At 62.9% G+C, this 25,905-nt stretch carries 24 protein-coding genes; 13 read left to right on the plus strand and 11 right to left on the minus strand.

Annotation, left to right across the window (positions count from 1 at the left end):
- Window positions 1-17 precede the first annotated feature (17 nt).
- From GR702_RS03435 to lexA, 8 genes are all read left to right on the plus strand, one after another.
- Window positions 18-1,529 (plus strand): anthranilate synthase component I family protein, encoded by a 1,512-nt coding sequence (locus tag GR702_RS03435; RefSeq protein WP_160984574.1) that lies wholly within the window; start codon window positions 18-20, stop codon window positions 1,527-1,529.
- Window positions 1,526-2,326 (plus strand): phosphodiester glycosidase family protein, encoded by an 801-nt coding sequence (locus tag GR702_RS03440; protein WP_337192513.1) that lies wholly within the window; start codon window positions 1,526-1,528, stop codon window positions 2,324-2,326. Before GR702_RS03435 ends, GR702_RS03440 begins: the two co-directional genes overlap by 4 nt.
- Window positions 2,323-2,934: an anthranilate synthase component II gene (locus GR702_RS03445; RefSeq protein WP_160984576.1), complete on the plus strand. Its 612-nt coding sequence runs from the start codon at window positions 2,323-2,325 to the stop codon at window positions 2,932-2,934. Before GR702_RS03440 ends, GR702_RS03445 begins: the two co-directional genes overlap by 4 nt.
- Window positions 2,931-3,923, plus strand: a complete 993-nt coding sequence (gene trpD, locus GR702_RS03450; RefSeq protein WP_160984577.1) for an anthranilate phosphoribosyltransferase — start codon at window positions 2,931-2,933, stop codon at window positions 3,921-3,923. The genes GR702_RS03445 and trpD overlap by 4 nt, the downstream gene beginning before the upstream one ends.
- Window positions 3,924-3,933: 10 nt before the next feature.
- A complete protein-coding gene (trpC, locus tag GR702_RS03455; protein ID WP_160984578.1) occupies window positions 3,934-4,725 on the plus strand; it encodes an indole-3-glycerol phosphate synthase TrpC in 792 nt (263 codons plus the stop codon).
- Window positions 4,726-4,741: 16 nt separating this feature from the next.
- Entirely contained in the window at window positions 4,742-5,218 is a 477-nt protein-coding gene (moaC, locus tag GR702_RS03460) for a cyclic pyranopterin monophosphate synthase MoaC (protein WP_160984861.1), read from the plus strand.
- 4 nt (window positions 5,219-5,222) lie between these two features.
- The gene (locus tag GR702_RS03465; protein WP_160984579.1) at window positions 5,223-6,449 is read left to right on the plus strand and encodes a molybdopterin-binding protein; all 1,227 of its coding nucleotides are present in this window, start codon (window positions 5,223-5,225) and stop codon (window positions 6,447-6,449) included.
- 111 nt (window positions 6,450-6,560) lie between these two features.
- Window positions 6,561-7,250, plus strand: a complete 690-nt coding sequence (gene lexA, locus GR702_RS03470; protein WP_160984580.1) for a transcriptional repressor LexA — start codon at window positions 6,561-6,563, stop codon at window positions 7,248-7,250.
- On the opposite strand, the gene GR702_RS03475 is transcribed toward lexA, so the two are convergent.
- Window positions 7,244-9,379, minus strand: coding sequence for a ComEC/Rec2 family competence protein (locus tag GR702_RS03475; RefSeq protein ID WP_237449536.1), 2,136 nt, complete (start codon window positions 9,377-9,379; stop codon window positions 7,244-7,246). The genes lexA and GR702_RS03475 overlap by 7 nt on opposite strands.
- Window positions 9,380-9,501: 122 nt before the next feature.
- Here GR702_RS03475 and gltX point away from each other — a divergent pair, with 122 nt between their 5' ends.
- From gltX to GR702_RS03490, 3 genes are all read left to right on the plus strand, one after another.
- Window positions 9,502-10,950 (plus strand): glutamate--tRNA ligase, encoded by a 1,449-nt coding sequence (gltX, locus tag GR702_RS03480; protein WP_160984582.1) that lies wholly within the window; start codon window positions 9,502-9,504, stop codon window positions 10,948-10,950.
- Between the two features lie 13 nt (window positions 10,951-10,963).
- Entirely contained in the window at window positions 10,964-12,247 is a 1,284-nt protein-coding gene (locus GR702_RS03485) for a citrate synthase (RefSeq protein WP_160984583.1), read from the plus strand.
- Between the two features lie 167 nt (window positions 12,248-12,414).
- Window positions 12,415-12,612, plus strand: a complete 198-nt coding sequence (locus tag GR702_RS03490; RefSeq protein ID WP_160984584.1) for a hypothetical protein — start codon at window positions 12,415-12,417, stop codon at window positions 12,610-12,612.
- Between the two features lies 1 nt (window position 12,613).
- Here GR702_RS03490 and GR702_RS03495 read toward each other — a convergent pair whose 3' ends face one another.
- Together GR702_RS03495 and GR702_RS03500 are read right to left on the minus strand one after the other, a co-directional pair.
- Entirely contained in the window at window positions 12,614-13,996 is a 1,383-nt protein-coding gene (locus GR702_RS03495; RefSeq protein ID WP_160984585.1) for an ATP-binding protein, read from the minus strand.
- Complete coding sequence (locus tag GR702_RS03500) at window positions 13,993-14,700, minus strand: hypothetical protein (protein ID WP_237449537.1); 708 nt, start codon at window positions 14,698-14,700, stop codon at window positions 13,993-13,995. The genes GR702_RS03495 and GR702_RS03500 overlap by 4 nt, the downstream gene beginning before the upstream one ends.
- Between GR702_RS03500 and GR702_RS22535 the strand changes: the two genes are divergently transcribed.
- Window positions 14,692-14,826 (plus strand): hypothetical protein, encoded by a 135-nt coding sequence (locus tag GR702_RS22535; RefSeq protein ID WP_272916644.1) that lies wholly within the window; start codon window positions 14,692-14,694, stop codon window positions 14,824-14,826. The genes GR702_RS03500 and GR702_RS22535 overlap by 9 nt on opposite strands.
- Window positions 14,827-14,996: 170 nt before the next feature.
- On the opposite strand, the gene GR702_RS03505 is transcribed toward GR702_RS22535, so the two are convergent.
- Complete coding sequence (locus GR702_RS03505) at window positions 14,997-16,031, minus strand: hypothetical protein (RefSeq protein WP_237449538.1); 1,035 nt, start codon at window positions 16,029-16,031, stop codon at window positions 14,997-14,999.
- Window positions 16,032-16,268: 237 nt separating this feature from the next.
- The gene (locus GR702_RS22255; RefSeq protein WP_160984587.1) at window positions 16,269-16,571 is read right to left on the minus strand and encodes an Hpt domain-containing protein; all 303 of its coding nucleotides are present in this window, start codon (window positions 16,569-16,571) and stop codon (window positions 16,269-16,271) included.
- 69 nt (window positions 16,572-16,640) lie between these two features.
- Here GR702_RS22255 and GR702_RS03515 point away from each other — a divergent pair, with 69 nt between their 5' ends.
- Window positions 16,641-19,289, plus strand: a complete 2,649-nt coding sequence (locus GR702_RS03515) for a coiled-coil domain-containing protein (RefSeq protein WP_160984588.1) — start codon at window positions 16,641-16,643, stop codon at window positions 19,287-19,289.
- 178 nt (window positions 19,290-19,467) lie between these two features.
- Here GR702_RS03515 and GR702_RS03520 read toward each other — a convergent pair whose 3' ends face one another.
- From GR702_RS03520 to GR702_RS03545, 6 genes are read right to left on the minus strand one after another with little or no spacing between them, the layout of a single operon-like run.
- Entirely contained in the window at window positions 19,468-19,758 is a 291-nt protein-coding gene (locus GR702_RS03520; protein ID WP_160984863.1) for a DUF1467 family protein, read from the minus strand.
- A gap of 12 nt (window positions 19,759-19,770) precedes the next feature.
- Entirely contained in the window at window positions 19,771-21,396 is a 1,626-nt protein-coding gene (locus GR702_RS03525) for an MBL fold metallo-hydrolase (RefSeq protein WP_160984589.1), read from the minus strand.
- Entirely contained in the window at window positions 21,393-22,172 is a 780-nt protein-coding gene (locus GR702_RS03530) for a type III pantothenate kinase (protein ID WP_160984590.1), read from the minus strand. The genes GR702_RS03525 and GR702_RS03530 overlap by 4 nt, the downstream gene beginning before the upstream one ends.
- A gap of 22 nt (window positions 22,173-22,194) precedes the next feature.
- Entirely contained in the window at window positions 22,195-22,911 is a 717-nt protein-coding gene (locus tag GR702_RS03535) for a biotin--[acetyl-CoA-carboxylase] ligase (protein WP_160984591.1), read from the minus strand.
- On the minus strand, window positions 22,908-24,371 hold the full coding sequence (gene nuoN / locus GR702_RS03540; protein WP_160984592.1) for an NADH-quinone oxidoreductase subunit NuoN: 1,464 nt from the start codon (window positions 24,369-24,371) through the stop codon (window positions 22,908-22,910). The genes GR702_RS03535 and nuoN overlap by 4 nt, the downstream gene beginning before the upstream one ends.
- Window positions 24,371-25,903 carry an NADH-quinone oxidoreductase subunit M gene (locus tag GR702_RS03545; RefSeq protein WP_160984593.1) on the minus strand — a complete coding sequence of 511 codons (1,533 nt, stop codon included), beginning with the start codon at window positions 25,901-25,903 and terminating at the stop codon, window positions 24,371-24,373. Before GR702_RS03545 ends, nuoN begins: the two co-directional genes overlap by 1 nt.
- Window positions 25,904-25,905 lie beyond the last annotated feature (2 nt).

Here is a 25,905-nt window from a genome sequence, read left to right on the forward strand (position 1 = left end):
CTCAGAGAAAGCAGGACATGGAGCGCGAATCGGATCGTTCGGCAGCATTGGAGCAGCTCGCGAAGGGTAGCCCTGCCCTTGTCTGGCGCCGCCTTGTGGCCGACACCGAGACGCCTGTCGGCGCCGCGCTCAAGCTGTTCGAGGACGGCCGGGGCGATTTCCTGCTCGAGTCCGTAGAAGGCGGCGAGACGCGTGGGCGCTACAGCCTGCTCGGTCTGGATCCGGACCTGGTGTTTCGCGCAAGCGGCGCATCATGCGAGATCAACCGGCAATGGCGGGAGGATCGTTCAGCCTTCTCTGGCCTTGCGGGCGACAGCCTGACTGAACTACGCGCGCTTGTGGACAGCTGCCGCTGCGATGTTCCCGCGGAACTCCCGCGCGCCCTGTCCTGCCTTGTCGGTTACTTCGGCTACGAGACGATCGGGCTGGTCGAGAAGCTGCCCCGCGCGCCGCAGAGCTCGCTCGAACTGCCGGACATGCTTTTCGTCCGTCCCTCGTTGATCCTGGTATTCGATCGTCTTTCGGACGAGCTGTTCTGCGTTGCGCCAGTCTGGCCGGGAAGCGGGCGGCCTACTGAGGCGGTGCAACGCGCGGTTGACCGGATCGACGAAGCCCTTAGCCGTCTTGCAGGACCGGCGCCTCGATCGGCACTCCCCTCCAGCTTGCCGGAGCCGATCCGCAATCCCGTGCTACCGGCCGAGGACTACAAGGCCATGGCGCTCAGAGCCAAGGCCTATATCGAGGCTGGCGACATCTTCCAGGTGGTGCTTGCGCAGCGCTTCACCTGCGAATTTCCGCTACCGCCGATTGCGCTCTACCGCGCCCTGCGCCGCGTGAACCCGTCTCCATTCCTCTACTTCCTCGATCTTCCCGGCTTCGCCCTGATCGGCTCGAGCCCGGAGATCCTCGTTCGGGTGCGAGATGGAGAAGTCACCATCCGCCCGATCGCGGGAACCCGCCCTCGCGGCGGAACACCCGCCGAAGACAAGGCCAACGAAGCCGGCCTCCTTGCCGATCCGAAAGAACGGGCGGAGCATCTCATGCTGCTCGACCTCGGGCGCAACGACGTTGGCCGTGTCGCACAGGCCGGCACCGTGGAAGTGACGGACAGCTACACCATCGAGCGCTACAGCCACGTCATGCACATCGTCTCAAACGTGGTCGGACAACTCGATGCGGATGGGCACGATGCGATCGACGCCGTGCTCGCGGGCTTTCCGGCCGGTACAGTCTCAGGAGCGCCCAAGGTTCGTGCATGCGAGATTATCGCCGAGCTCGAACCGGAAACCCGCGGCGCCTATGCGGGCGGCGTCGGCTATTTCGCACCTGACGGCTCGGTCGACAGTTGCATCGTCCTGCGCACCGGCGTGCTCAAGGACGGTATCCTCCACGTCCAGGCGGGAGCCGGCATCGTTGCCGACAGTGACCCTGAGTACGAGCAGCGCGAATGCGAGGCCAAAAGCGGCGCTCTCTTTGCCGCCGCGCGCGAAGCTCTGCGGGTAGCCGGGGAACCCGGGTTCGGACAGTGAACCTTCCCGTGCGAGGAGCCGCGACTGCGGTGCTCGCGCTGCTCGCCGCGTGCTCGTCGGAGACGGCACCACGGGCCGAGGTTCCGCCGCCGCCACCTTGCATCGGAGAAACGTTCGAGAGCGCGAGCTTCACCCACTGCACGGCTGTGCCAGGACGTCACTCCATTCATGCCGTGCTTGGACCCAAGGGCGGCGCTCCCTATCGCAGCCTGTCTCAATTGGCCGTGGACCGGCCCCCACGCAGCCGCGAAGTCGCTTTCGCGGTGAATGGCGGCATGTTCGACGCAGGAGGGCTGCCGATCGGCTACTTCGTGGAAGAGGGCGTGAGACGCAAGGCTCTGAACACGAACGAGGGCTGGGGCAATTTCCACCTCATGCCCAACGGGGTCTTCTACGGCGATGCGAATGGCAAGTGGCGTATCCGTACTTCCGAGGACTTCCTGCGCGGTGTGACAGACCGGCCGGACTTCGGAACGCAGTCAGGGCCGATGCTCGTCATCGCCGGGAAGCTGCATCCAAAGATCGATGCACGCCTGCCGGAAACCGGCAAATCTTTGAAGGTCCGCAATGGTGTGGGTGTCGACACGAAGGGACGTGCCCATTTCGTGATCTCGGACGAGCCGGTTTCCTTCGGCAAGCTCGCGCGGTACTTCCGCGATGGCTTGAAGTGCCCCAACGCGTTGTTTCTTGACGGCAGCGTATCCTCGCTCTGGGACCCGCAGCATGGCCGTGTCGACGGCGGTCCTCCGCTCGGCCCCTTGATCGTTGTCGAAAAACGCGCAAAGGCGAAACCATGATCCTCGTCATCGACAATTACGACAGCTTTACCTGGAACCTTGTCCACTATGTGATGGAACTGGGTGCCAAGGTGCAGGTCGTGCGCAACGACGCACTCAGTGTGGACCTGGCGATGGACATGGGCGCGAAGGGGCTTCTGGTCTCCCCGGGCCCATGCACTCCGAACGAGGCGGGCATCAGTCTCGATCTGGTCGGCGCCGCCGCACGGGCCGGAATACCGTTGCTCGGAGTTTGCCTGGGTCACCAGTCGATCGGGCAGCACTTTGGCGGGAAGGTCGTGCGTGGAGGTCTCATGCACGGCAAGACCTCGACGATAACGCACGATGGCACCGGGCTGTTCGAAGGCGTGCCCTCCCCGATGAAAGCCGCGCGCTATCACTCGCTGATTGTCGAGGACATCCCCGATGCGCTCGTCGTTAACGCCCGGTCCGATGATGGACACGTGATGGGCTTCCGGCACGCAAGCCTTCCCATCCACGGCGTGCAGTTCCATCCCGAAAGCATCGCCACGCAGCACGGACATGCCATGCTCGCGAACTTCCTGCGGATGTGCAGGATCGAAGCCCGCCTGCCTGACCGCGTGATCGGCGCCGCGAAGGCGGCATGAAGCTTCCCGATCCGCTGCACCCCATTGCCGAGGATGAGGCCGAGACCGCCTTCGGGGCAATCCTCGACGGTGCGATCGTCGAGAATGATGTTGCGCAGTTCCTCGTCGCGCTTTCCGACCGGGGAGAGACTGCGTCTGAAATAGCTGGCGCTGCGCGCGCCATGCGAGCGCGGATGGTGCCGGTCAACGCACCTGCCAACGCGATCGATGTATGCGGCACCGGCGGTGACGGCCACCATACCCTCAACGTCTCCACGGCCGTGTCGCTCGTGGTGGCTGCTGCCGGCGTGCCCGTGGCCAAGCATGGCAACCGCGCCGCCAGCTCAAAGGCGGGGGCAGCCGACACGCTGGAAGCACTGGGCCTCGATCTCGACCGCGCCGTGGAGACAGCGGAAGCCACTCTGGCCGACATTGGCATCGGCTTCCTGTTCGCGGCGCGCCATCATCCCGCGATGGGTCGCCTCATGCCGCTGCGCAAGGCGCTGGGCCGTCGCACGATCTTCAATCTCATGGGACCGCTGGCGAACCCCGCTCAGGTGTCGCGTCAGCTCGTAGGCATCGCGCGTCCTGCCTATGTGCCGATCTATGCGGATGCACTGCTGCGTCTCGGCACTGAGCATTCGATGGTGATTTCAGGGGACGAAGGGCTGGACGAACTGAGCCTGGCCGGCGGCAACGAAGTGGCGGAGGTGCGCGCCGGCGAACTGTTCATGCGTCGCGTCAGCCCGCAGGACGCTGGCCTTCCGGCAGCCCCGGTCGAAGCAATACGGGGCGGCGACCCCGCGCACAATGCGGATGCCCTGCGCCGCCTGCTCATGGGAGAACCGGGTGCGTACCGCGACGCGGTCCTTCTCAATGCCGCCGGAGCCTTGCTGGTGGCCGGGGAGGTCGACAGCTGGGCGGCCGGGGTGGAAGAAGCTGCCGAGGTTATCGACAAGGGCCTCGCGAAGGCTCTGCTTGACTGCTGGATAGCTGCGACGCGCGGCTGACGAGGAAACCATGTCCGACAAGCTTATCGAGATCTGCAGGACGAAGCGCGAGGAGGTTGCCGCCCGCAAGGGTTTAGCCACGATCGCAGACCTCGATGCCGCGTCCAGTGAACAGACGCCTCCGCGGGGCTTCGAGGCGGCGCTGCGCGCCCGCGCGAATGGCGGTTTCGCGCTCATCGCGGAAATCAAGAAGGCCAGTCCGTCGAAGGGCCTCATACGGGCAGACTTCCGCCCGGCGGAGCATGCGATCGCTTACGAGCGGGGCGGCGCGGCATGCCTCTCGGTTCTGACCGATGCCCAATACTTCCAGGGGCATGAGGATTTCCTCATGGATGCTCGTGCAGCCTGCAACCTGCCGGTGATCCGCAAGGACTTCATGGTCGATCCCTGGCAAGTTGCCGAAGCGCGCGCGATCGGAGCGGACGCGATCCTGATTATCGCTGCAGCCATCGATGATACCCTCATGCTGGAACTGGAAGCGGCAGCGCACGAGCGTGGAATGGACTGCCTTGTCGAGGTTCATGACGAACGCGAGATGGAACGGGCGAGCCGTTTGAAGTCGCGGCTGATCGGCGTGAACAATCGGGACTTGAAGCGGTTCGTCACCGACATCGGCATTACCGAACGCCTCGCGCCGCTTGCGCCCGAGGGAACGCTCCTCGTCAGCGAAAGCGGTATTAACACCCATGCCGACCTCCTCCGCCTCTCGACTTCCGGCGCGCGCACCTTCCTGGTCGGTGAAAGCCTGATGCGGCAGGACGACGTAGAAGGCGCAACCCGCGCCCTTCTTGGCGGTCCTTGACAGGAGATAGATGCCGGTGACGCAGTCTCTCAGCCATATCGATGCTGAAGGTACAGCCCGCATGGTCGACGTGGGCGAAAAGGCCGAGACGCTTCGTGTCGCGATCGCATCCGGCTCCATCAGCATGACCCCGGCCGCCCTCGCCGCGATCAGGGCAGGTGATGCTCCCAAGGGCGACGTGGTCGGAACTGCACGCATCGCCGGCATCATGGCTGCCAAGCGCACCGCCGAGTTGATCCCGCTGTGCCACTCGCTGTCGATCAACGCGGCAAACCTTGATTTCACTTTCGAGGATAACGGCATCAGGGCCACGGCCACAGTCTCGCTGAGCGGCAGGACGGGTGTCGAAATGGAAGCCATCACAGCGGTTTCGATTGCTCTCGTCACAATCTATGACATGGCGAAAGCTTTGGACAAGGGGATGGTCATCGGCAGCATCCGCTTGATTGAAAAACGCGGCGGCAAGTCCGGTCACTGGCGCGCGCAGGACTAGGTACGTGAAGCAAGCCCTGCTTTCGCTTGAAGATGCCCAGGCGCGGCTGCTCGCTCTCGCTTCGCCGCTCGATGTTGTCCATGTGGATGTCGAGGGGGCGGTCGGCCACTTCCTTGCCCATCCGCTGCTCGCGCGCCGAACGCAGCCAGCGTTGGACCTTTCCGCCATGGATGGCTTCGCCGTCGCTGCAGCCAACCTTGCAGGACCCTGGCGGCTAGTCGGGGAAAGCGCAGCAGGGCATCCTTATGACGGTCACGTGAACGCGGGCGAAGCGGTCCGCATCTCCACCGGCGCGGCCTTGCCCGCAGGTGCCGACGCTGTGATAATCCAAGAGGATGTCTCCCTCGTCGGGCACTCCCTGACGCTCACCGGCGTGGCGCCCCAGCCACCTGACAAGCATATCCGTCGACGCGGGATGGACTTCAGCGAGGGGGACGAGGTGCTCCCCTCGGGAGCACGGATCGGCCCGGCTCAGGCTGCACTGGCGATTGCAGCCGGACACCGCCACCTCCCGGTCCGCCGAGCACCCCGCATCGTCGTGATCGATTCCGGGGATGAGCTCACGGCCGATCCAGAGGGCTGCGCGCTTCATCAGATCCCGGCCAGCAACGGCGCGATGCTTACGGCACTGGCCGCTCCGCTCTCCGCCGAAACAAGCCGCCTCGGTCCAGTCCCGGACACCCTGGAAGCTCTTGTTCAAGCCTTGGACGAGGCGGCGGACGCGGACGTCATCGTGACCAGCGGCGGTGCATCCGTCGGGGACCACGATCTCATCCGCCCTGCTCTGCAAGCATGGGGTGCCGATCTCGATTTCTGGCGCGTGGCCATAAAGCCAGGAAAGCCGATTCTGGTGGCAACCCGTATGCGGCCCGGCAAATCCGCAAGACCGCAGATCATTCTGGGACTTCCAGGCAATCCCGTCTCCAGCTTCGTCACTGCCTATTACTTCCTTCTGCCACTGCTCCGACAGCTCCACGGCGCCGGCGAAGTGTTGCCCCTGAAGGTCGCGACGACCGCCGCCGCTCCCATTCGTGGCAATGGCCCGCGCCGCGAATTTCTGCGAGGCGATTGGGATGGACGACAGGTCGTGCCTCATCCCTTGCAGGACAGCGGAGCCCTTGCCTCGCTTGCTGCCAGCAATGTCCTGATTGATCGGCCGGCCCATGCCCCGGAAATCGGTGTCGGCGACAAAGTCGAGGTATTCCTCCTCCAGAACGGCGGCATTGTATGAGGCATTGCTTGACGCACTGAAATTCGTTGCTTAATTGTTCCCTCATTGTTCACTAGAAGAACATGCCCGGACGAAGAGCGCTTCGCCCACGGCAACGAAAGGGCAGCAACAATGTTGACGCGCAAGCAGCACGAATTGCTTCGGTTCATCCAGTCTCGACTGGAGGAAAGCGGCATCTCTCCAAGCTTCGAGGAGATGAAAGAGGCGCTTGATCTCAAGTCGAAGTCCGGCGTTCACCGTTTGATTTCCGCGCTAGAGGAACGCGGCTTCATTCGCCGCCTCCCCAACCGCGCCCGAGCCCTCGAAGTCTTGCGTCAACCTGACGATTCCGGGACCAAGCCCGCGCGCGCAGAGGCGGTCGCTGGCAACCAGACGGTTCCGGTTCGCGCACCCGAGCGGCCTGCACAACCTGCAAACGATGTCATCGAGATCCCGCTCCACGGTCGAATCGCAGCAGGTGTGCCGATCGAAGCGCTTGAAGGGCAGTCTATGCTGCCGGTTCCGGCGGCCCTTCTCGGATCGGGAGAGCACTATGCGCTTGAAGTGTCAGGCGACTCGATGGTGGAGGCTGGCATTCTTGACGGTGACTTCGCGCTTGTGAAGCGCACGAACTCCGCGCGGGATGGCGAAATCGTCGTTGCGCTGGTCCGGGGAGAGGAAGCGACTCTGAAATACCTGCGCCGAGAAGAGGGGATGGTTCGCCTCGATCCGGCCAATGCGGCATATGAACCGCAGATCTACGGACCCGATGAGGTGGAAGTGCAAGGCAAGCTGGCGGGTCTTCTGCGCCGGTATCACTGAGCGGACAGGCCGGGCGGCCTGGCTGGCCTTTTCAGGGGTTGCGGTGCGGGGCGCCACCAGCCATGGTTGCCTTGGCTTTGCGCCACGGTCGTTAGTTCCTGCCGCGCAAGGTTGAGCGCAATTCCCCCTGTTTGGGAAAGAGAGTTGCGATCCGCCTTGAACCAGCGCGGCACGCAGCTACGCGGCAGCCACCGGTCGGAGATCACGATGTCACTCCTGTCGCAGGCTGCCGCCAGCGCACGTTCGGGCACCCCGTTCCTGCCCTGCGAGATGAGCAGGCGCCAGGCTCTTCCTGTTTTGACAATGACGACAGCGCAGAAGTCCGGATTGCAGCGTGCGCCGGGCCATTCCTTCAGCAGCGCCGGCTCCCCCTCAATCCCCGCCAACTCCATGAGGTTGTCACGCGCATAGCCTTCGCCTCCGTTGCGCAGGACGAACAAGCGTTTGCCGCCGGGCTCAAGGAGGCCCACGTGCCGCCCATCTCCCGAGACAAGGACATCGGGCGGCTCGGCAAGCGCCAGAATGCCTGCGCCCAGAAGCGCAAAGGGCAGGCCCAGCCAACGTACTTTCCCAGACCACAGCCCCAGCCACAGCCCTCCCGCCACGAAAACGACGAACGCATAATTCTGGCCGGCAGGAAGAATTGTCACCGCAGCGGGACGCGATGCAAACCAGTGGGCGATTGCGGTCAGCAGGTCGATTGCCACCTGAGCAAGCCACCACAGCGGACCGCCCGCTCCTACGACATCCAGCAACAAGGCTCCGGCAAGCAGCGGCATGACGACGAAAGTCGTCAAGGGAATAGCAGTCACATTCGCGAGCGCTCCATAGATTCCGGCGCGGTGGAAATGGAACAGGCCGATGGGCATCAGCGCAAGATCGATTACCAAGCCTGTAAGCAGCAGCATCGCGAGATGGCGCATTACTCTGGCCACGAGGAATTCGTCCCTTGGCTGCATGAAGTTCTTGGCCGGGGCCGAGGTGCTCACAGCCACGAGCGCGAGAACCGCGCCGAAGCTCATCTGGAAGCTTGGACCGGTGACCGATTCCGGCCAGAGGAGCATGACGCAGAACGCCGCCACTGCCAGCATCCGCAAAGACAGTGCTTCGCGTCCCAGTGACAACGCCGCAAGCACCAGCAAGGCGCCAAGACAGGAGCGTACCGTCGGCACCTCCGATCCGGAAAGCAGAGTATATCCCACCCCGGCGAGTGCCCCGATGCCGGCAGCGGCCACCGGCAAGCGCAGCCGCAGCGCCAACCACGTGCTAAGCGCAAGTACCCTTAGAGACAGCACGTAGACCGCGCCCACGACGGCGCCGACGTGCAGGCCGCTGACGGAGAGCAGATGGGCGAGCCCGGAATCGCGCATGGCCTCCGCGTCGGCATCCATGATGCCTCCCCGGTCGCCGGTCACCAGCGCCGTTGCAATGCCGGCGCGTTCATCTCCGATCTGCGCGCGGATGTGATTGGCCAACGCGCGGCGCATGTCGGAGAGCTTGCGCCCTCCTCCACCGCTTTGCTTCACCACTGCGATTTCCCCGAGTGACGATCCACTCGCCGCAATACCGGAAAACCAGGCGGTGCGCGCGAAGTTATAGGCGCCCGGCAACATAGGAGGTGCCGGCGGCATCAGACGCCCTTTGAACCGCACCACGTCGTCGATGGCGACCTTCCCTGCAAGGTTCCGACCGGGAACATTGACGCGCACCTTGATTGCGCGACCCGTCACAGGCTCGCGCATCGAAAGGATCAGACGATCTCGTTCCAGAGCCGGTTGCGGCTCGATCTGCAGTACCTTTGCCGTGAACGTGCCTACGATCGGCCGTTCAATAGGCACCTCGCCGACGATCGAGGAACGGGCCCACACAGTCAGGCAACCGGCGATCGCAAGCAGGGCGATTACTACCAGGGCCTGGCGGAGATAGGGATAGTTTCGAGCGCTTTTCCAGGGAGCCACGCCACAGACCGCCACGATCGCACATGCCGCGAGAAAGCCGATCCAGTCTGCTTTGGTAGGTAGCGCAAACCAGGCTACGATGCCCGCCGCGAAGGCAACGGCGAGCCAGGGCCCGCGATCGAAACCGGCGCCCGAAAGAAATCGCTCGATGGCCTCCAAAGGCCTCGACAAGTCGCCTCCACCGGTCCATGGCCGATGCTGCAATGCAGCGGCTCCGGCCTCTCTCGGAGACGCATTTTCGACAGTCGCGCCCAGGTTCCCCATGGCGCACATAGGACAGCAAGGTGTTATCGATGGCAAGCGGCAGTGCAACAGGCGAGGCGACCGGCAGCAAAGCGGTCGTGACGCGGTTTGCCCCTTCGCCCACGGGTTATCTTCATATCGGCGGTGCCCGGACTGCCTTGTTCAACTGGCTATTCGCTCGCCATCATGGCGGCAAGTACCTGCTGCGGATCGAGGACACCGACCGCGTCCGATCGACCGACGCTGCCATCGATGCGATCTTCGACGGTCTTGGCTGGCTCGGGCTCGAAGGAGACGAGCCGCCGGTCTTCCAGTTCGCTCGTTCGGAACGTCATGCGCAGGTCGCTGCGCAGATGCTTGAGAACGGCGATGCTTACCGCTGCTACCTGACGCCCGAGCAACTGGCCGAGCGGCGCCAGAAAGCTCAGGAAGAGCGCCGCCCCTTCCGCATCGACTCTGAGTGGCGCGATGCCGATCCATCCACGTGGCCGGCCGACAAGCCTTATGTAGTTCGCGTGAAAGCCCGCCGCGACGGCGAAACGACGATCGACGATCTCGTGCAGGGTACTGTCACGGTCCAGAATATCGAGATCGACGACTTCGTCATCCTTCGCAGTGACGGAACGCCTACTTATATGCTGGCGGTGGTCGTGGACGACAACGACATGGGCGTCACCCATGTCCTTCGCGGTGACGATCACCTCAACAACGCCTTTCGCCAGCTCGTGGTCATCGAGGCTATGGGCTGGAACGTTCCGGTCTATGGGCACGTGCCCCTGATCCATGGTTCGGACGGCGCGAAGCTTTCGAAGCGGCACGGGGCATTGGGCGTCGACGCCTATCGTGACGAGTTGGGCATCCTGCCAGAAGCCGTTTTCAATTACCTCCTTCGTCTTGGCTGGGGCCATGGCGACGAGGAGATCATCTCTCGCGAGCAGGCTGTCGAATGGTTCGACATGGTCGATGTCGGCAAGTCGCCTTCCCGCTTTGACCTTGCCAAGCTTCAGAACCTCAACGGGCATTACTTGCGCGAAGCAGATGACGAGCGCCTTGCCGCACTGGTGGCGCCGCGCATCGAGGCTCCCGCTCGTGCGGATCTCAGCCTTTTGGCTCGCGCGATGCCCGTGCTCAAGGTCCGCGCCAAGGACCTCAACGAACTTGCAGAAGGCGCTGCCTTCCTGTTCGCCGATCGCCCGCTCGCCATGAGCGAGAAGGCGCTCGGCCTCTTGAATGACGAGGCGCGTAGCCGTCTCGCGGTCGTTCACGAGCGCCTGTCCATCTTGGCAGACTGGACTTTGGAGGGATTGGAAGCGAGCTTGAAAGCAATGGCCGAGGAACTGGGACTGGGCCTTGGCAAGCTCGCACAGCCGTTGCGGGCGGCCCTGACAGGTCAGACGACCTCGCCAGGGATTTTCGACGTACTGGTACTGCTCGGACGGGAAGAAAGCCTTGCGCGCATTGGTGCGCAGGCGAACGTTTCCGCCGGGTCGCAGGCATAAGGAGACATTACTGGTGGGTGATCAGGCTAAACTGAGCGCTGGCGGCGCGGATTTCGAATACCCGATCCTGAAAGGGAGTGTCGGTCCGGATGTCGTGGATATCCGCAAGCTCTATGCGCAGACCGGCAAGTTCACCTTCGACCCCGGCTTCACGTCCACGGCAAGCTGCGAGTCCGCTCTCACCTACATCGACGGCGACGAAGGCGTGCTGCTTCACCGCGGCTACCCCATCGGCCAGCTGGCCGAAAACTCCTCGTTCATGGAAGTCAGCTATCTTCTGCTGAACGGTGAACTCCCGAGCAAGGACGAGCTTGAGAAGTTCAGCTACACCATCAGCCGTCACACCATGCTGCACGAACAGCTGGCGACGTTCTACCGTGGCTTCCGCCGCGATGCGCACCCGATGGCGATCATGTGCGGCGTGGTCGGAGCGCTCTCCGCGTTCTACCACGATTCGACCGACATCGCCGATCCCGAGCATCGCAAGATCAGCTCGCACCGCCTGATCGCCAAGATGCCCACGATCGCTGCGATGGCGTACAAGTATTCCGTTGGTCAGCCATTCCTCTACCCGGACAACAACCTTAGCTACACCGGCAACTTCCTGCGCATGACCTTCGGCGTGCCCGCGGAGGAGTACGAGGTGATCCCCGCCGTCGAGAAGGCGATGGATCGCATCTTCATCCTTCACGCCGACCACGAGCAGAACGCCTCGACATCGACGGTGCGTCTCGCCGGTTCCTCGGGTGCCAATCCCTTCGCGTGCATCGCAGCCGGCATCGCCTGCCTTTGGGGCCCTGCCCATGGCGGCGCCAACGAAGCCGCGCTCAACATGCTCAAGGAAATCGGCACCCCGGACAAGATCCCGCACTACATTGAGCGGGCCAAGGACAAGAACGATCCGTTCCGTCTGATGGGCTTTGGCCATCGCGTCTACAAGAACTACGACCCCCGCGCGACAGTCATGCAGTCGACGGTGCGTGAGGTCTTCGAGGCGCTGAAGGTCACCGACCCGCTGTTCGAAACCGCGCTTCGGCTTGAAGAAATCGCGCTCAACGATCCGTATTTCGTCGAGAAGAAGCTGTTCCCGAACGTGGACTTCTACTCCGGGATCATCCTGTCCGCGATCGGCTTCCCGACGACGATGTTCACCGTGCTGTTCGCGCTTGCCCGTACGGTGGGCTGGGTCGCACAGTGGAACGAGATGATCTCCGACCCGGGCCAGAAGATCGGTCGTCCTCGCCAGCTCTATACCGGTCCGACGCAGCGCGATTACGTGCCGTTGGACAAGCGCTGACGACCTCTACCAAGTCAACGAACCGCGGGCAGTCGCGGTACCCGAGGGAAGGCCTCCGCGCGAGCGGGGGCCTTTTTTCCGTTATGGATCCGGTTCGAAGAGCAGCCGCCACAATCCGGCCGCATCCGCTGTTTACGTTTACGTCAACCAGTCGGGGGCGCGACGATATGCTGTTCATTCGGATCATCGCTACATTGCTGGGCTTGCTTGCAATCCTAGCCGGATTGCTGTTCGTCGGTCAGGGGACGGGTGTGGTCTTGTGGCCGGCAGACAGCTTCATGCTGGCAGACCGCGCCTGGGCAGTGCGCGGTGCCGTCCTGGCTGCGGTGGGCGGTATCGTGGTCTGGCTGGCGCGAAGAGGCTAACTTAGGCCCCAGGAGTTGCCGGTACCTCGAGCGTGAAACAGGCGCCCTGCCCTGGCTCGCTGGACACAGTCAGATCGCCCCCCATCGCGCGCGCCAGACTTCGAGAGATATAGAGGCCCAGCCCCGATCCGCCGTCTCCACTCCGGCCGAGGCGCTCGAACTTGTCGAAGATACGTACCTGATCCTCGCTGGGAATGCCCGCGCCTTCATCGGTTACGGTCACGCGCGCGAACTGTCCAGCTTGCTCCGCGTGTATAAAAACTTGTGTATTTTCATCAGTGTACCGGATGGCGTTGCCAATCAGGTTGAGCAGGATCTGTAGGACCCGGCGAAATTCGGCCAAGGCCGGCACACTCTCATCCACAGCCGGGGCATTTATCACAATGCCTTTCTCACGCGCGCGGACGTTGAGAATACCCGCCGCCTGGCGCGCCACTTCGGACAGATCGATTGGCTCCGGTATCGTTGTGAAACTGCCGGACTCGACCACTTCAAGGTCGGCCATGTCCTCCAGAAGCGACAGCAGCAGTTTACCGGCACCGGCTATTTCGCCCGCATACTCCGCGTAGGCATCGGGCAGTGGCCCTGCCAAGCGGGTACGTATCGTCTCCGCGTTGGCGACGATACGGGATATAGGCTGCTTCAAAACCGGCGCCAGATCCTGACCGACAAGGCTTCGTCGAGGGGGCGGTGCGGGCTCGATCACGATAGGGTCGTGAGCTGCCGGCTCATCGGAAAGCAGCAGCAATTCGAACCCGGCCGGCTCGCAACCCGGAGACACCATCGGCAGCAATGATACGCGCCATGACCTTGCCGATCCTGGGACGATCACGCGTGTTCCATCAAGCAATCGCCAATGAAGGGGCTGTTGATGAGTGATTTTTTCTGGTGCGAGGAATTCCGTCCAGAGCCGCCCAGCCCCCGCCTCCATTGTCGCGGTCAACGTGGCAAGTTCCTGCGAGTCCGAAGCGACTGCAAGCAAGCGCTGCCCGGCGTCAAGATAAGCGCAAAGTTCGGCGACATGACGATCGATCGTCGCCTGCCGTTCGCTCGCCTGAGCGCCTTCTTCCTGCGAGGCAGGGGCGGCCTGCCATGAACGAACGCGGATAATGCAGCCATCATGGTCATCCGCTTCGCCGGGCTCCACCTCGACCCATGCGCTGATCGCATCGCTTCCGTCATAAGCATTCACCGTCAGCGCCATGGCGTGGCGGGAGAGACGCACCCGGCGCACCAGATCGAGAAGCTCGGGCACTGCGATCGTGCCCGGAATCTCCCCCCCGCACCGCACCTGCAATCCGGCAAGAGGCTCGTCCGCATTCAGCAGGCGGTCCTGCGCGTCGATGGATCCCAGCGCGATTATCGAGCCATCCTCGCGCGTCACAGCGCGTAGGGCCGGGGCTGCGGAGGGGCAGACAGGATTGCCGCGGCCTCTACGGCATCGATCTGCGCCAATCCATCCGGGAGCGCACAGCTTGGATCAAAGGCCGCTACCTGAGCCCTCACTTCGCGGTCATCCAAGCCCGCCGCTCGAAAGGCAAGAGCAAGGCGAACCGCCTGACTGCGGTGGGTGTAACGCAGAACGCTATCGCGCGATTGATTTGATGCCGTAGCAACTGCCGTGAGGAATAACGGCACCCCGGCGTCGGAAATCGAAAGTCCCTGATGCCCTCCCTCTTGCGACAAAGTCGCAAGGAGCTTTGTGGCAAGCCCGATCCGCGTCGACGCTTCGTCGTGCGAGCGGCGAAGCTCATCTTCGACCACACCGGCTCTTTCTGCAAGCGCAGGTTCGAAACCGGCAAGCGTACGAAGCGTATAGAGAGCGATGTCCAGCAGTTCCGCAGGCAGTTCGGCCAGTGGCAGGCCCATGCCTCGTTGTGCGTGGCACCAGCGGACCTGGGTCGACAGGAACGCAGCCGCCTCGCTCCGGGCCAACGGCTGGGTCGAGACCAAAGCTCTTTGCAGTAGCGGCGAAGCGACTGGATCGAGGCCGAGCCGTCCTTGCAGCCGCTCGGTCAACTGCCATTCCAGCGTCAAGGCATGAAGGTGGGTCACAAGAGCGGTGTTGTCGAGCAGCGCATGGCCCACTACCTCGACCTCTCCCGGCGAGTGAACGCGATGTCCTTCGTCGCCGACAAGCGCGTCGAGCAGTTGCCGCGCAACATCGGCAAGCATTCCGCGAATCCGCGCCACAGTCTCTTCGCTGAAGATTGAAAGATCGCCTGCCCCAATAAGATGACGCAGGATCGGCACGGCTGTACCCGCCACGGCGTCCCCTCGCGCAAGTGCCTCCCGTAAGGGGAGGCCGAGGCACTTCGGTGCCGTTGGCGGGGAGACTTGGTCGATCATATGACCTGTCTAACGGGCATTTGGTTAATCCAAGGTTATCCGTGTCGCCGCAGCGGCACGAGGAGCGCTGCGGCAAGGAGAATGGCGCAAAGGAGCCGGACAACCAGAAGAACCTGGCCGAAAGCTGAAGCCACAGCAAGGACGAGCCCAAGCAGCGCCCTGTCTGAAATCCACCCTCGAGGACGGCCTTCGACGACCCTTGGCAGCAGGATCACGATCATCATCAGGATAGCCGGCACGCACAACCACGCCAGCACCGGCTCTCCCGGGAACCGCGGCGTGTCCACAAGGATCAGTGCCGTGAAGGCAAGATCGATGGCCCACCCCAAGGCATCAGCGCGCGGGATCGCAGGAAGCGGCTGTCCGAGTGCCTGCCGCTCGGCAGACCGCAGCAGCCGGCTCGCTTCAGCCAGCACCCAGGCTACGGCAACGAAGGCAAAGCCGCCGGCCGCCAGCCCGAACCACCCCAAACCAGCAGCCATGGCGATCGAAGCGAGCACCGCAAGGGATACGGCGTTGCTCGCATTGCCCGCATGGAGGAGGGAGGAGCCAAAGCTCAGGACGCCGATGCGGGCCAACGCCCGGCCGGGAGACCTGCCTGCATCGTCGCCGAGGCGCGAGCGCAGCCAGTCGTCTTCGAGTGCAAACGCCTCGGCCTCTGTACGAACGACCCGCCATGCCGTGCCGGATCGAGCCGCCGCAGGGATCTCGCGCATGGCAATCCCCGTCTGCAGGGCAATCCGAGTGAGAGCGGACGGCACGTCGACGTCGATGGGGAGTTGATGCAACTGTTCCACAAGTTCACCAGGCACGCGCATCAGACCGGCCGTTGCTCTGTTGATGTCGATCCGCTCGAACCCGGCCGCCAGCGCGCCTTCAACGGGTTGGACCAGCACCACCGGCGTGCGCCCCTCCAGCAAGGGCAATGCTTTACCGGGGTCAACGAACAGCCCCTCGGACATCACGACGAGTTCATCGGTGGCGGTGACAAGCCCGGCCAGTTGGCCCGGCCCGGTGGCAATGGTGAACTGGAGGCCCGCGCCTTCAGCGGCGTGCTGGAGCGCGATCATTTCGGCGGACGCGCCTCGAGCTAGGCATATTACCCGCTGGCAAGCGAATGCCAGCGCCATCCCCACCTGGTGCTGAGCAACGCTCGCCCCTGCCACGCGCAGGAATGCACGGGAAGACGGCTGCCCCGTCCCGGCAGGCTCCATCATGGCCAGCAATGCGATCCGCAAATCCGAACTCCAGCACCCAACCTCATCGTTTAGGCAGGTGCCTGACAAGTTCCAAGCGGAACCGAACGATCAGTCTAGGGAAAACTCTGCGAGGTAGGCCCTCAAGTCTCGGAGTGCCGTAGGCTCTCCGGGGGCGGCGCTCAGTGCCCTTTCGGCTAGGATGCGCAGGCGGTCAGAGTGAAAGCTCGCGGCGAGGCCCTTGAGGCGCATGGCGGCCACGATCCAGTTCCCGTCGCATCGCGATCGTTCCAGGAGGTCTACCTGCCTGGCAACGCTATCGACGAATGCCTGGCGTAGCTCCGCCATCAGCAAAGGATCGCCGCCCGCTGCAGCAGCCAGTGTAGCTTCAAGTGCGCCCGCTTCATACGCCATTTCCCCAGGATAATGGCGAAGTCGTTAAACTGGGGTTTATCGCCGAGCCGCCCGTGATATTCTGCCTGGATGGCTGGGGAACACAGGATCATCGCCTTAGGGACGAGCAGCGGCGAACGTACGGAGTCCGATCCCGAAGGGGGCGGCCCCGCACCCGCAGCGCTCCCAGCTTGTGAGAACTGGAACGAGGCGGGGATCGACGAGGACGAGCCTGCAGTTGCGGATGAGATCGCCGCCGAACAGTCGTCACGCCGCCGTTGGCCGATCGTGGCCGCAGCAACTGCCGTAACGGCGTGGACTGCTCTCTTCATCGCCGGACAAGCCTCTTCTCCTTCCGACCAGCCCTTGCTCGCTCAGCTTCCCGAGCTCATCGCGACCTGGTGCGTTCCTGTCCTTCTGGTCGGAGTGATCTGGCTTCTGGCGATGCGTCACAGTACCCGCGAAGCTGGGCGGTTCGCGGATGTGGCTCATAGGCTCTCGTCGGAATCGGCATCTCTGGAGCGGCGCCTCGCCGGGGTGAACCGGGAACTTAGCCTGGCCCGTGAATTTCTTGCCGCGCAATCTCGCGATCTGGAATCGCTGGGCAGACTCGCAAGCGAGCGCCTGTCGCAGAACGCCGAGCGCCTGCAGGATCTCGTGCGCGAAAACGGCGCGAGGGTCGAATCGATCAGCACCGTCAGCAACGCGGCTCTGGACAACATGGAGAAGCTGCGCGGGCAGTTGCCGGTCATCGCCAACTCCGCCAAGGACGTCACGAACAACATCGCCAATGCCGGTCGTACCGCTCACGGCCAGTTGGAGGACATGGTCGCAGGCTTCCATCGCTTGAACGAGTTCGGTGCTGCCAGTACTCGCCAGGTCACCATGCTGCGCGAGCAGGTGAGTGATACTTTGGAGGGCTTTACCCGTCAGTGCGAACAGCTGGAGGGCATCGCGTCGGCGCGGTTCGCCGAGTTGGCACAACGCAGTGACGAACTCAGGGCCCGGCTTGACCGTGAAGAGGCGGATGCCCTTTCGGCGATGAAAGGGCGCGCCAGCGCCCTCTCGGACGAAATCCGGGAGACGCGCCAGCAGCTCGACCGTCACGAGGCGGAAAGCCTCACTTCGCTTCGTGCCCGCCTCGTCGCGCTACGCGATGAAAGCGATGTGGTATCCCGCGCCCTGCGCGATGCAGAGGAAAGGGCGCAAGAGGCTCTCCGCAGTTCTCTCGATGAATTTTCTATTGAACATTCGATGGTCAGTGCTGCCCTGGAGCAGGCGCAGCAAGCCGCAGTCGAAGCTCTTGCAGGGCGTCTTGCCGCCATTGCATCCGAAGCAAGGCAGGTCGACGAAGCCATCGGCCTTCGCGCCGAGCGCCTGTCCATGGAGGCCGAAGAGCGTCAATCCCGTCAGGCCGAGCAGGAGCGCCACGCAATCGCCCGGATAGAACACATGCTGCGGGAACTCGACGCGGGCATGGCCGAGCGCCTGGAGCGCCATCGTAGCCAGGCGGCTAACCTAGCCGACCGCGCCGCCGAAGTCACGGAGGAGCTTTCGCTCTACGAAGTCCGGCTCGCCACGATAACGCAGTCCGCCGGTGACTCCGAACAGCGTATCGGCGCCAGCCTGAGCGCCCTTGCTCAACACCTCACTGCGGCGCGCGCCACGCTCGCTTCCACCGATAGCGAGGTCGAGAAGCTGACGGGCGACAGTCTCCGCCTGCTGGAACTCATACAGGCGAGCGCAAAACAGACCCACACTGCCCTGCCCGAGGGGCTGGCCGTTTCGGAAGACAGGCTTGTACGTCTGCAGGAAGGCCTTGCGGCGTTCATGGCTCAACTGCGCCTCTCGGTTCAGGGTAGCGAAGGTCTTGCCGCCTCCATCGGTACATCCGGACGTGATCTGGATGCACTCGTCACCGGGCTCGAACAGGCACAGGCCTCCCTATCTGCCCGTGGCGCCGATCACACGGCGCTGTTCGCACGCCTGCTTGCGACGATCACCGAAATGGACGACGCCACCCGCCAGGCTGCCGATCGGGCGAGCGGTGCGCTTGCAGGGTCGATTGAGGCGCTGCGCTCCGAGCTTGCCCACGCCGTCGAGGCGATCGAGCAAGACAGCCCTGACCGCATCGTTCGCATCGCCCAATCCTTGGGGGCGGAAAGCGCCTCCGCAATCGACAAGGCCATGCGCAACCGGGTCGCCGAGATATCCGGCCAGCTGGAACAGGCGGTCGCCCGGTCAGCAGGCGTTACCCACGAGACAACGCGTCAGTTGCACGAGCAGATAAGCAAGGTGGACCAGTTGGTCGGCAACTTGGAGAGCCGTGTCGCAGATGCTCGCCGCGAGGCTGAGGAGCAGGTCGACAACGACTTCGCCCGCCGCGCCGCCATCATCACCGAATCGCTCAACTCGAACGCCATCGACATCGTTTCGGTGGTGTCGCAGGACATCGCCGACACCGCATGGGCTGCATACCTGCGCGGCGATCGCGGCATCTTCACCCGACGGGCGGTGCGACTTCTGGACGCTGGTGAGGTCAAGGCCATCCACCAGCTGTTCGAACGTGACGACGCTTTTCGAGGCAACGTCAGCCGCTACATCCACGATTTCGAGTCTATCCTGCGTCAGGTACTCTCCACGAGGGACGGAAACGCTTTGGGCGTCACGCTGCTATCCTCTGACATGGGCAAGCTCTACGTGGCCCTCGCGCAGGGTGTCGAACGCCTGCGCAGCTGAGCCGCAGCCCCGCTGTCTTGCGCGAGCCAGCGGGTCCCAGACAAACGATTCGCGGCTCTGGCAAACAAAAAAGCGGGCGAACGTTCACCCTCCTAACCAAACGAGAGGAGGAGTCTTGGCGGGCGGTCTGGCCTTCCCTGAGCGTCGGCTCGCCGGTTCTTAGGCGAGCAACCCGCGCTCAATACCCGAGATCGTCGACCGGGGGCCTTCCAAAGAAATTCAAATCGTCAACGGTGATCCATTGCGCGGCATAGTTGACGTAGTACGCGGAGAACAGCCCTGCTGCGAGCAGCGTCGCGCGAAAAGCAATCACCTTCGGGCGAAAGTTCACCGGCGCACTGTCGGCATGCCCCTTTGGTACCTCGTGACCATCAACCTGGTCAGGCGTACGCAAGCCGAACGGCATTACCAGAAATGCGCTCAACACCCAGAACAGGGCGTAGATCGCAATGATCGAAGTCCAGTTCATCGCCACGCCGCTTCAGTCCTCCAGCAGCAGCACCTGCACCTGCGGCTTCTTGCCCGACCAGCGTGCCGCAGCCCGGCGTGCTGCCAGTCTCGCCGCTTCCATCCGCACGCTGCGTTCCCCCTTCTTCGCACGAGCAAGCGCGTCTGCAACGTCCTTCCTCGCTTCGGCAACGAAGTCATCATAATCTTCGTCAAGCGGGAGTCCGATGGCAGACACCTCCACGTGGCCCTTGCGGTTCGCAGCAACGGATACGACGCCGTTGAAGGCGAGGCGGCGGCGCATGGCCATCGCTTCCCCATCGGCGGGTGCGATGATGTCACCATCCAGCACGAGACGCCCCGAACGAACCTCGCCGAACTTGCCGGCATGGCCCGGCGCCAGCCTCACGAGATCGCCATTCTTCTGAAAGACGGCCGTGGGGATCCCGGAGCCCAGGCCCAACCTCGCCTGCTCCTTCATGTGTCGGATTTCCCCGTGCACGGGCAGCAGTATCTGCGGCCGGAGCCAACCGTAAAGCGCTTCCAGTTCAGGCCGGCCCGGATGGCCCGAGACATGGATCGGACTCTGGCGGTCCGTCACGATGACGATCCCGGCCTCTGCAAGACGGTTCTGGATCCGACCGATCTGGATTTCATTGCCCGGGATCTGGCGGCTCGAAAACAGCACCACATCGCCGCGCTCAAGCTTGATCGGGTGATTGCCCTCGGCAATGCGCGCCAACGCGGCTCGAGGTTCGCCCTGCCCCCCGGTGGCTACGATCAGGACATCTCCTCGCGGCAGGTCCATCGCGGTGTCCGCATCGATGACGTTGGGCAGGTCCGAAAGATAGCCACAGGATTTACCCACCGCGATGATGCGATCGAGCGAACGTCCGGCGACGCACAGCTGGCGCCCTGTCTTCCTCGCAACGTCGCCAAGCGTTTGAAGGCGCGCGACGTTGGAGGCAAAGGTGGTCACAACGACACGCCGGCCCTTGTGCCGCCCTACCTCCTCCAGCAAACCACGATAAACTTCGCCTTCAGAACCTGACGCCTCCGGATTGAAGACGTTCGTGGAATCGCAGACGAGCGCGAGAACACCCTCGTCGCCGATGGCAGACAACTCGGCCTTTGTTGCCGGAGTTCCGACCTGCGGCTCGTCATCGAGCTTCCAGTCTCCGGTATGGAAAATCCGTCCGAACGGCGTGCCGATCAACAGTGCGTTGCCTTCCGCGATCGAATGCGCAAGCGGCACGTAACGGATTTCGAAGGGGCCGATCTGGAAGTTCTCCAGATCGTCGACGACGATCAGTTCGACCTTGTCGAGAATGCCGGCCTCTTCCAGCTTGGCCGCGACGAGCTTGGCAGTGAAAGGGGTCGCATAGAGAGGTACGTCAAGGTCCTCTGCGAAGTACGGCACGGCCCCGATGTGGTCTTCATGCGCATGGGTCAGGACGATCCCGAGCAGGTTCTCACGCTCATTCTCGATAAACTCGAGATCGGCGAAAACGAGATCCACGCCCGGATACTCGTTGCCCGAGAAGGTCATTCCAAGATCGACCATCAGCCACTTGCCCTGACAGCCATAAAGATTGACGTTCATGCCGATCTCGCCCGAGCCGCCGAGGGCACAGAACAGCAGTTCATTTCCTGGAATCACTTAGATGCGGCCCTTTGCGCAAGAATAGCGAGACCATCGATCGTGAGGTCCGCGTCAACGGCATCGAAAATGTCGGTGGCCTCGTGGAACAGCACAGCCAGCCCTCCCGTGGCAATGACCTTTGCCGGGCGACCGATCTCGGCGCGGATGCGCGCAATCAGCCCTTCCATCATCGCCACATAACCCCAGAAGACCCCTATCAGCATCTGATCTTCGGTGTTGCGCCCCACGACGCCAGTGGTCTTTGGGATCTCGATCGCTATGCGCGGGAGCTTGGCCGTGTTTCCGACCAATGCATCGAGCGAGAGGTTTAGCCCCGGCGCGATGATTCCGCCCTTGTACGCCCCGTTGAAATCGATGACGTCGAACGTCGTCGCGGTACCGAAATCGACCACGATGAGGTCGCCGGAATGTTTCGCATGGGCAGCAATGGCATTCACCGCGCGGTCGGTTCCGAGGGACCGTGGCTCATCCACATCGATATCGATACCGAAAGCCGCCGCGCCCTGTCCAGCGATCAGGGGTTCCACGTTGAAGTAGTGCCGCGAAAGAATTTCAAGGTTGTGAAGCGCCCGGGGCACCACCGTCGAGATGATGATTTGATCGACTTCTTCCGCCCTCACCCCGCGGATCGCCAGGAGTTGCATCAGCCATACGGCATACTCGTCGCCCGTCCGCCGCGGATCAGTGGCGATGCGCCACCGCCCTCGAATGGCTTGGCCATCCAGGAGCGCAAATACGACGTTAGTGTTGCCGGCATCAATGGCGAGCAGCATGGGCTTTCCCGTTCCTTGTTACTCAGGCATCTGCAAGCAGCACGTCACCGGCATGAATGGTCCGGATCATCCCGTCCGAAACGAGAAGACGAAGGTTCCCGTCATCTGCCAGACCCGCGAATGTACCCTGCACTGCGCTTTCGCCGGGCGGAAGAACAGTCAGGGGTGTTCCCACAGGATGCGCGGCACTGTGCCAGCGACGCAGGAGTGGAGCAAGGCCAGCAGTGCGCCAGCGTGCCAGTTCGGTCTGGAAAGTGTCCGCCAGTGCCTCTGCAAAAGCATTCCGCTCCGGTGCTGGCCCGAACTCCGACAGGGCAGCAACCTGCCGCCCCGGCACGTCCGGAGAGTTCGCAAGGTTCACGCCGATACCGATCACGACGACGTCGCGGACCGCTTCGAGCAGAACACCGCCCACTTTGCACGCACCGATGAGGAGGTCGTTCGGCCACTTCAACATGAGCGTTGCACCCTCATCCAGGAAGGCGGAAAGCGTAGTGCTTGCCACTATCCCGGACAACAACGCCAGGCTAGACGTCGGCGGGTCCCCTGGCCCGGGACGAACGACGGTCGATCCCATAAAGTTGCCGTACCCGTCGCTCCAGATACGACCAAGCCGTCCCCTGCCCGCAGTCTGGCGGTCCGTCACCAACCAGTCGCCCTCGGACAGGTACTCTCCCTCAGCTATCCGGCTCTTGAGATCGGCGTTGGTCGATCCGGTCTCCTCAACATACGTGATCAAGACGTGAAGAACAGCGCCGTGGCCGCCGTGTCGGTGAGGCCGCTCAGCCACCTGGTCAGCAGATAGCCCAGCGGGGACATGATGAGGCAGGTCACAACGAGGATAGCCTTGTGCCAGACATCGCTCTCGCCCGTCACCGCGTTCACCGGCTCGTCAAAGTAGATGATCTTCACGACCTTGAGATAGTAGAACGCGCCAATGACCGAAGCCGCGAAGCCGATGAAGGCCAGTGCCATGAGGTCAGCCTCCACTGCTGCCTGAAAAACCAGGAACTTGCCCCAGAAGCCGAAAAGTGGCGGAATGCCGGCAAGGCTGAACATGACGATAGCAAGGGCAAGGGCAAGCCCGGGCCGCGTCCGCGAAAGACCGCCAAGGGACTGGATGTCCTCCACGGGTCGGCCTGCTTCATCCTTCAGCATCAGGATTGCGACGAAACCGCCAAGCGACATGGCAACGTAGAGCGCCATATAGAACAGCATAGCGGACGCGCCCTGCACGTTCGCCGTCGCCAGGCCGACAAGGATGAAGCCGACGTTGTTGATCGACGAATAGGCCATCAGGCGCTTGATGTTCTTCTGCCCGATCGCGCCCAGCGCACCGACAATGATCGAGGCCAGAGCGATAAAGACGATGATCTGGCGCCATGCAGCGGCCTGGTCGCCAAACGCATCAAGGAGGACGCGCATGGTGAGCCCCACCGCGGCTACCTTGCCCGATGTTGCGAAGAACGTTGTGACCGGGGTCGGAGCGCCCTCGTAGACGTCCGGCGTCCACATGTGGAAGGGTACTGCGCTGATCTTGAATGCCAGACCTGCAAGCATGAATACGATGCCAAAGACCGCACCGTTCGAAAGACCGCCAGCCAACGCAGCATTGATGCCGTCAAACGAGGTCGTGCCGGTGAAGCCGTAAGTCAGGCTCATGCCGAACAGCAGGATGCCCGAAGCCAGAGCGCCCAGCACGAAGTACTTCAGGCCCGCTTCGGCGGAACGACCGTCCGTCCGCACGAACGCGGCCAATACGTACGCGGCAAGCGAATTCATCTCGAGGCCAACGTAAAGCGTCAGAAGATCAGACGCCGACACCATCATGCCGCTGCCGAGCGCGGCGAAGACGATCAGGACCGGGAACTCTGCACGCATCGCCGCCGTGCGCTCGAAGAATGCAGGAGCGACCACAAGCGTTACCGCCGCGGACAGGTAGATCAGGATCTTTGCGTAGCTGGAGAACGCATCTGCCCGGAACTGCCCGAAGAATGCCGACGTATCCGCACCCATGGCTCCTCCGCAAAGGGCCGGAGCGACAAGGGCGGTGGCACCCACGAGCGCGGCGACCGCAAGGATCGAAATAAGGCGACTTGCCTTGTCTCCGCCCCAGGCAGCGAGGAGAAGCAGGATCAGACCTGCGATGCTTAGCGTTTCTTCCGGCGCGATGAGGCGCAGGGAGTGCGACCAATCCATTAGTGTGACCCCCCATGCGCAGCGGATTCTGCATGCGCAGGCTTAGCTTTTCCAGTTGTCGGCGCGCTGTCCCCATGCGGCTTGGCACGAGCCAGGCGAGCATCGAGCGCTGCAATGTCGGCGCGCATCGGAGCAATGAAGCTTTCCGGGTACACGCCCATCCACATCACCGCCAGACCGAGCGGCACCACCATGAGCAGTTCGCGCGTGTCGAGGTCAGGCATCGCTGCCGCATCGGCATTCTTCTGCTCCCCGAACACCACGCGTCGGTAAAGGAAGAGCATGTAGGCTGCGCCGAGAATGATTCCGGTGGTGCCAATCAGCGCCGCCCACGTCGAGACCTGATAGATACCGCCAAGGCTCAGGAACTCGCCAACGAAACCGCTCGTACCGGGTAGCCCGATCGAGGCCATGGTGAAGAGCAGGAAGAACAGTGCGTAACGCGGCATGTTGATGGCAAGGCCGCCGTAACGATCAATCTCACGTGTGTGCAAACGATCATAGATGACGCCCACGCACAGGAACAGCGCGCCCGAGACAAGGCCGTGGCTCAGCATGACCAGCATGGAGCCCTCAAGTCCCTGAACGTTGAAGGCAAACAGACCGAGCGTGACGATCGCCATGTGAGCCACCGACGAGTAGGCGATCAGCTTCTTCATGTCGTTCTGCACCAGCGCGATGAGCGAGGTGATCACGACCGCAGCCATCGACAGGCCCCACACGAGCGGCCCGAAGTATGCCGAGGCTTCCGGGAACATGGGCAGCGAGAACCGGATGAAACCGTATCCGCCCATCTTCAGCAACACACCCGCCAGGATGACGGAACCTGCCGTGGGTGCCTGGACGTGTGCCGCAGGAAGCCAGGTGTGCACCGGCCACATGGGCATCTTCACCGCGAAGCTGGCGAAAAACGCCAGCCAAAGCCATGTCTGCACCGAAGGCGCGAAGTCATAGGCCATCAGGGTAGGAACGTCCGTGGTACCAGCAGTGTGAACCATCCACAGCATCGCCACCAGCATCAGCACCGAGCCCAGCAGGGTATAGAGGAAGAACTTGTAGGACGCATAGATGCGATCAGCACCGCCCCAGATCCCGATGATCAGGTACATCGGGATCAGGCCGGCTTCGAAGAACATATAGAACAGGAAAATGTCCTGCGCCATGAACACGCCGAGCATGAGTGTCTCGACGAGCAGGAAGGCGGCCATGTACTCGCCCACGCGCTTCTCGATCGACCGGCTTGCCCCGATGCAGATCGGCATCAGGAAAACCGACAGCATGATCAGCAGAAGCGCGATGCCATCGATGCCAAGTGCCCACGAAAAGCCGGAGAAAATCTCCAGACGTTCCGTGAACTGCCACTGAGCACCGCCGACATCGAAGTTCAACCACAGGACCACGCCGAGTGCAAAGTCCACAAGCGTCGCGACGAGCGCCAGAGTGCGCGCTGCCTTCGCTTCAAGGAAGAGACACGCCAGCGCCGCCGCGAGCGGCACTGCCAGCATCAGGCTGAGGATCGGAAAACCACTCATCA

This window comes from Novosphingobium silvae (assembly GCF_009856825.1).
Classification (GTDB): Bacteria; Pseudomonadota; Alphaproteobacteria; order Sphingomonadales; family Sphingomonadaceae; genus Novosphingobium; species Novosphingobium silvae.

What these genes read in the sequence shown, in the direction of transcription:
- trpC (WP_160984578.1), top strand. Translation starts at nt 3,934, where the DNA reads ATGTCCGACAAGCTTATCGAGATCTGCAGGACGAAGCGCGAGGAGGTT.
- lexA (WP_160984580.1), top strand. Translation starts at nt 6,561, where the DNA reads ATGTTGACGCGCAAGCAGCACGAATTGCTTCGGTTCATCCAGTCTCGA.
- GR702_RS03520 (WP_160984863.1), bottom strand. Translation starts at nt 19,758, where the DNA reads ATGAACTGGACTTCGATCATTGCGATCTACGCCCTGTTCTGGGTGTTG.
- GR702_RS03435 (WP_160984574.1), top strand. Translation starts at nt 18, where the DNA reads ATGGAGCGCGAATCGGATCGTTCGGCAGCATTGGAGCAGCTCGCGAAG.
- GR702_RS03530 (WP_160984590.1), bottom strand. Translation starts at nt 22,172, where the DNA reads ATGCTGCTCGCCATTGATGCCGGCAACACTAACGTCGTATTTGCGCTC.
- GR702_RS03515 (WP_160984588.1), top strand. Translation starts at nt 16,641, where the DNA reads ATGGCTGGGGAACACAGGATCATCGCCTTAGGGACGAGCAGCGGCGAA.
- GR702_RS03545 (WP_160984593.1), bottom strand. Translation starts at nt 25,903, where the DNA reads ATGAGTGGTTTTCCGATCCTCAGCCTGATGCTGGCAGTGCCGCTCGCG.
- nuoN (WP_160984592.1), bottom strand. Translation starts at nt 24,371, where the DNA reads ATGGATTGGTCGCACTCCCTGCGCCTCATCGCGCCGGAAGAAACGCTA.
- GR702_RS22255 (WP_160984587.1), bottom strand. Translation starts at nt 16,571, where the DNA reads ATGGCGTATGAAGCGGGCGCACTTGAAGCTACACTGGCTGCTGCAGCG.
- GR702_RS22535 (WP_272916644.1), top strand. Translation starts at nt 14,692, where the DNA reads ATGGCCCACTACCTCGACCTCTCCCGGCGAGTGAACGCGATGTCCTTC.
- GR702_RS03505 (WP_237449538.1), bottom strand. Translation starts at nt 16,031, where the DNA reads ATGATCGCGCTCCAGCACGCCGCTGAAGGCGCGGGCCTCCAGTTCACC.
- GR702_RS03445 (WP_160984576.1), top strand. Translation starts at nt 2,323, where the DNA reads ATGATCCTCGTCATCGACAATTACGACAGCTTTACCTGGAACCTTGTC.
- trpD (WP_160984577.1), top strand. Translation starts at nt 2,931, where the DNA reads ATGAAGCTTCCCGATCCGCTGCACCCCATTGCCGAGGATGAGGCCGAG.
- gltX (WP_160984582.1), top strand. Translation starts at nt 9,502, where the DNA reads ATGGCAAGCGGCAGTGCAACAGGCGAGGCGACCGGCAGCAAAGCGGTC.
- GR702_RS03490 (WP_160984584.1), top strand. Translation starts at nt 12,415, where the DNA reads ATGCTGTTCATTCGGATCATCGCTACATTGCTGGGCTTGCTTGCAATC.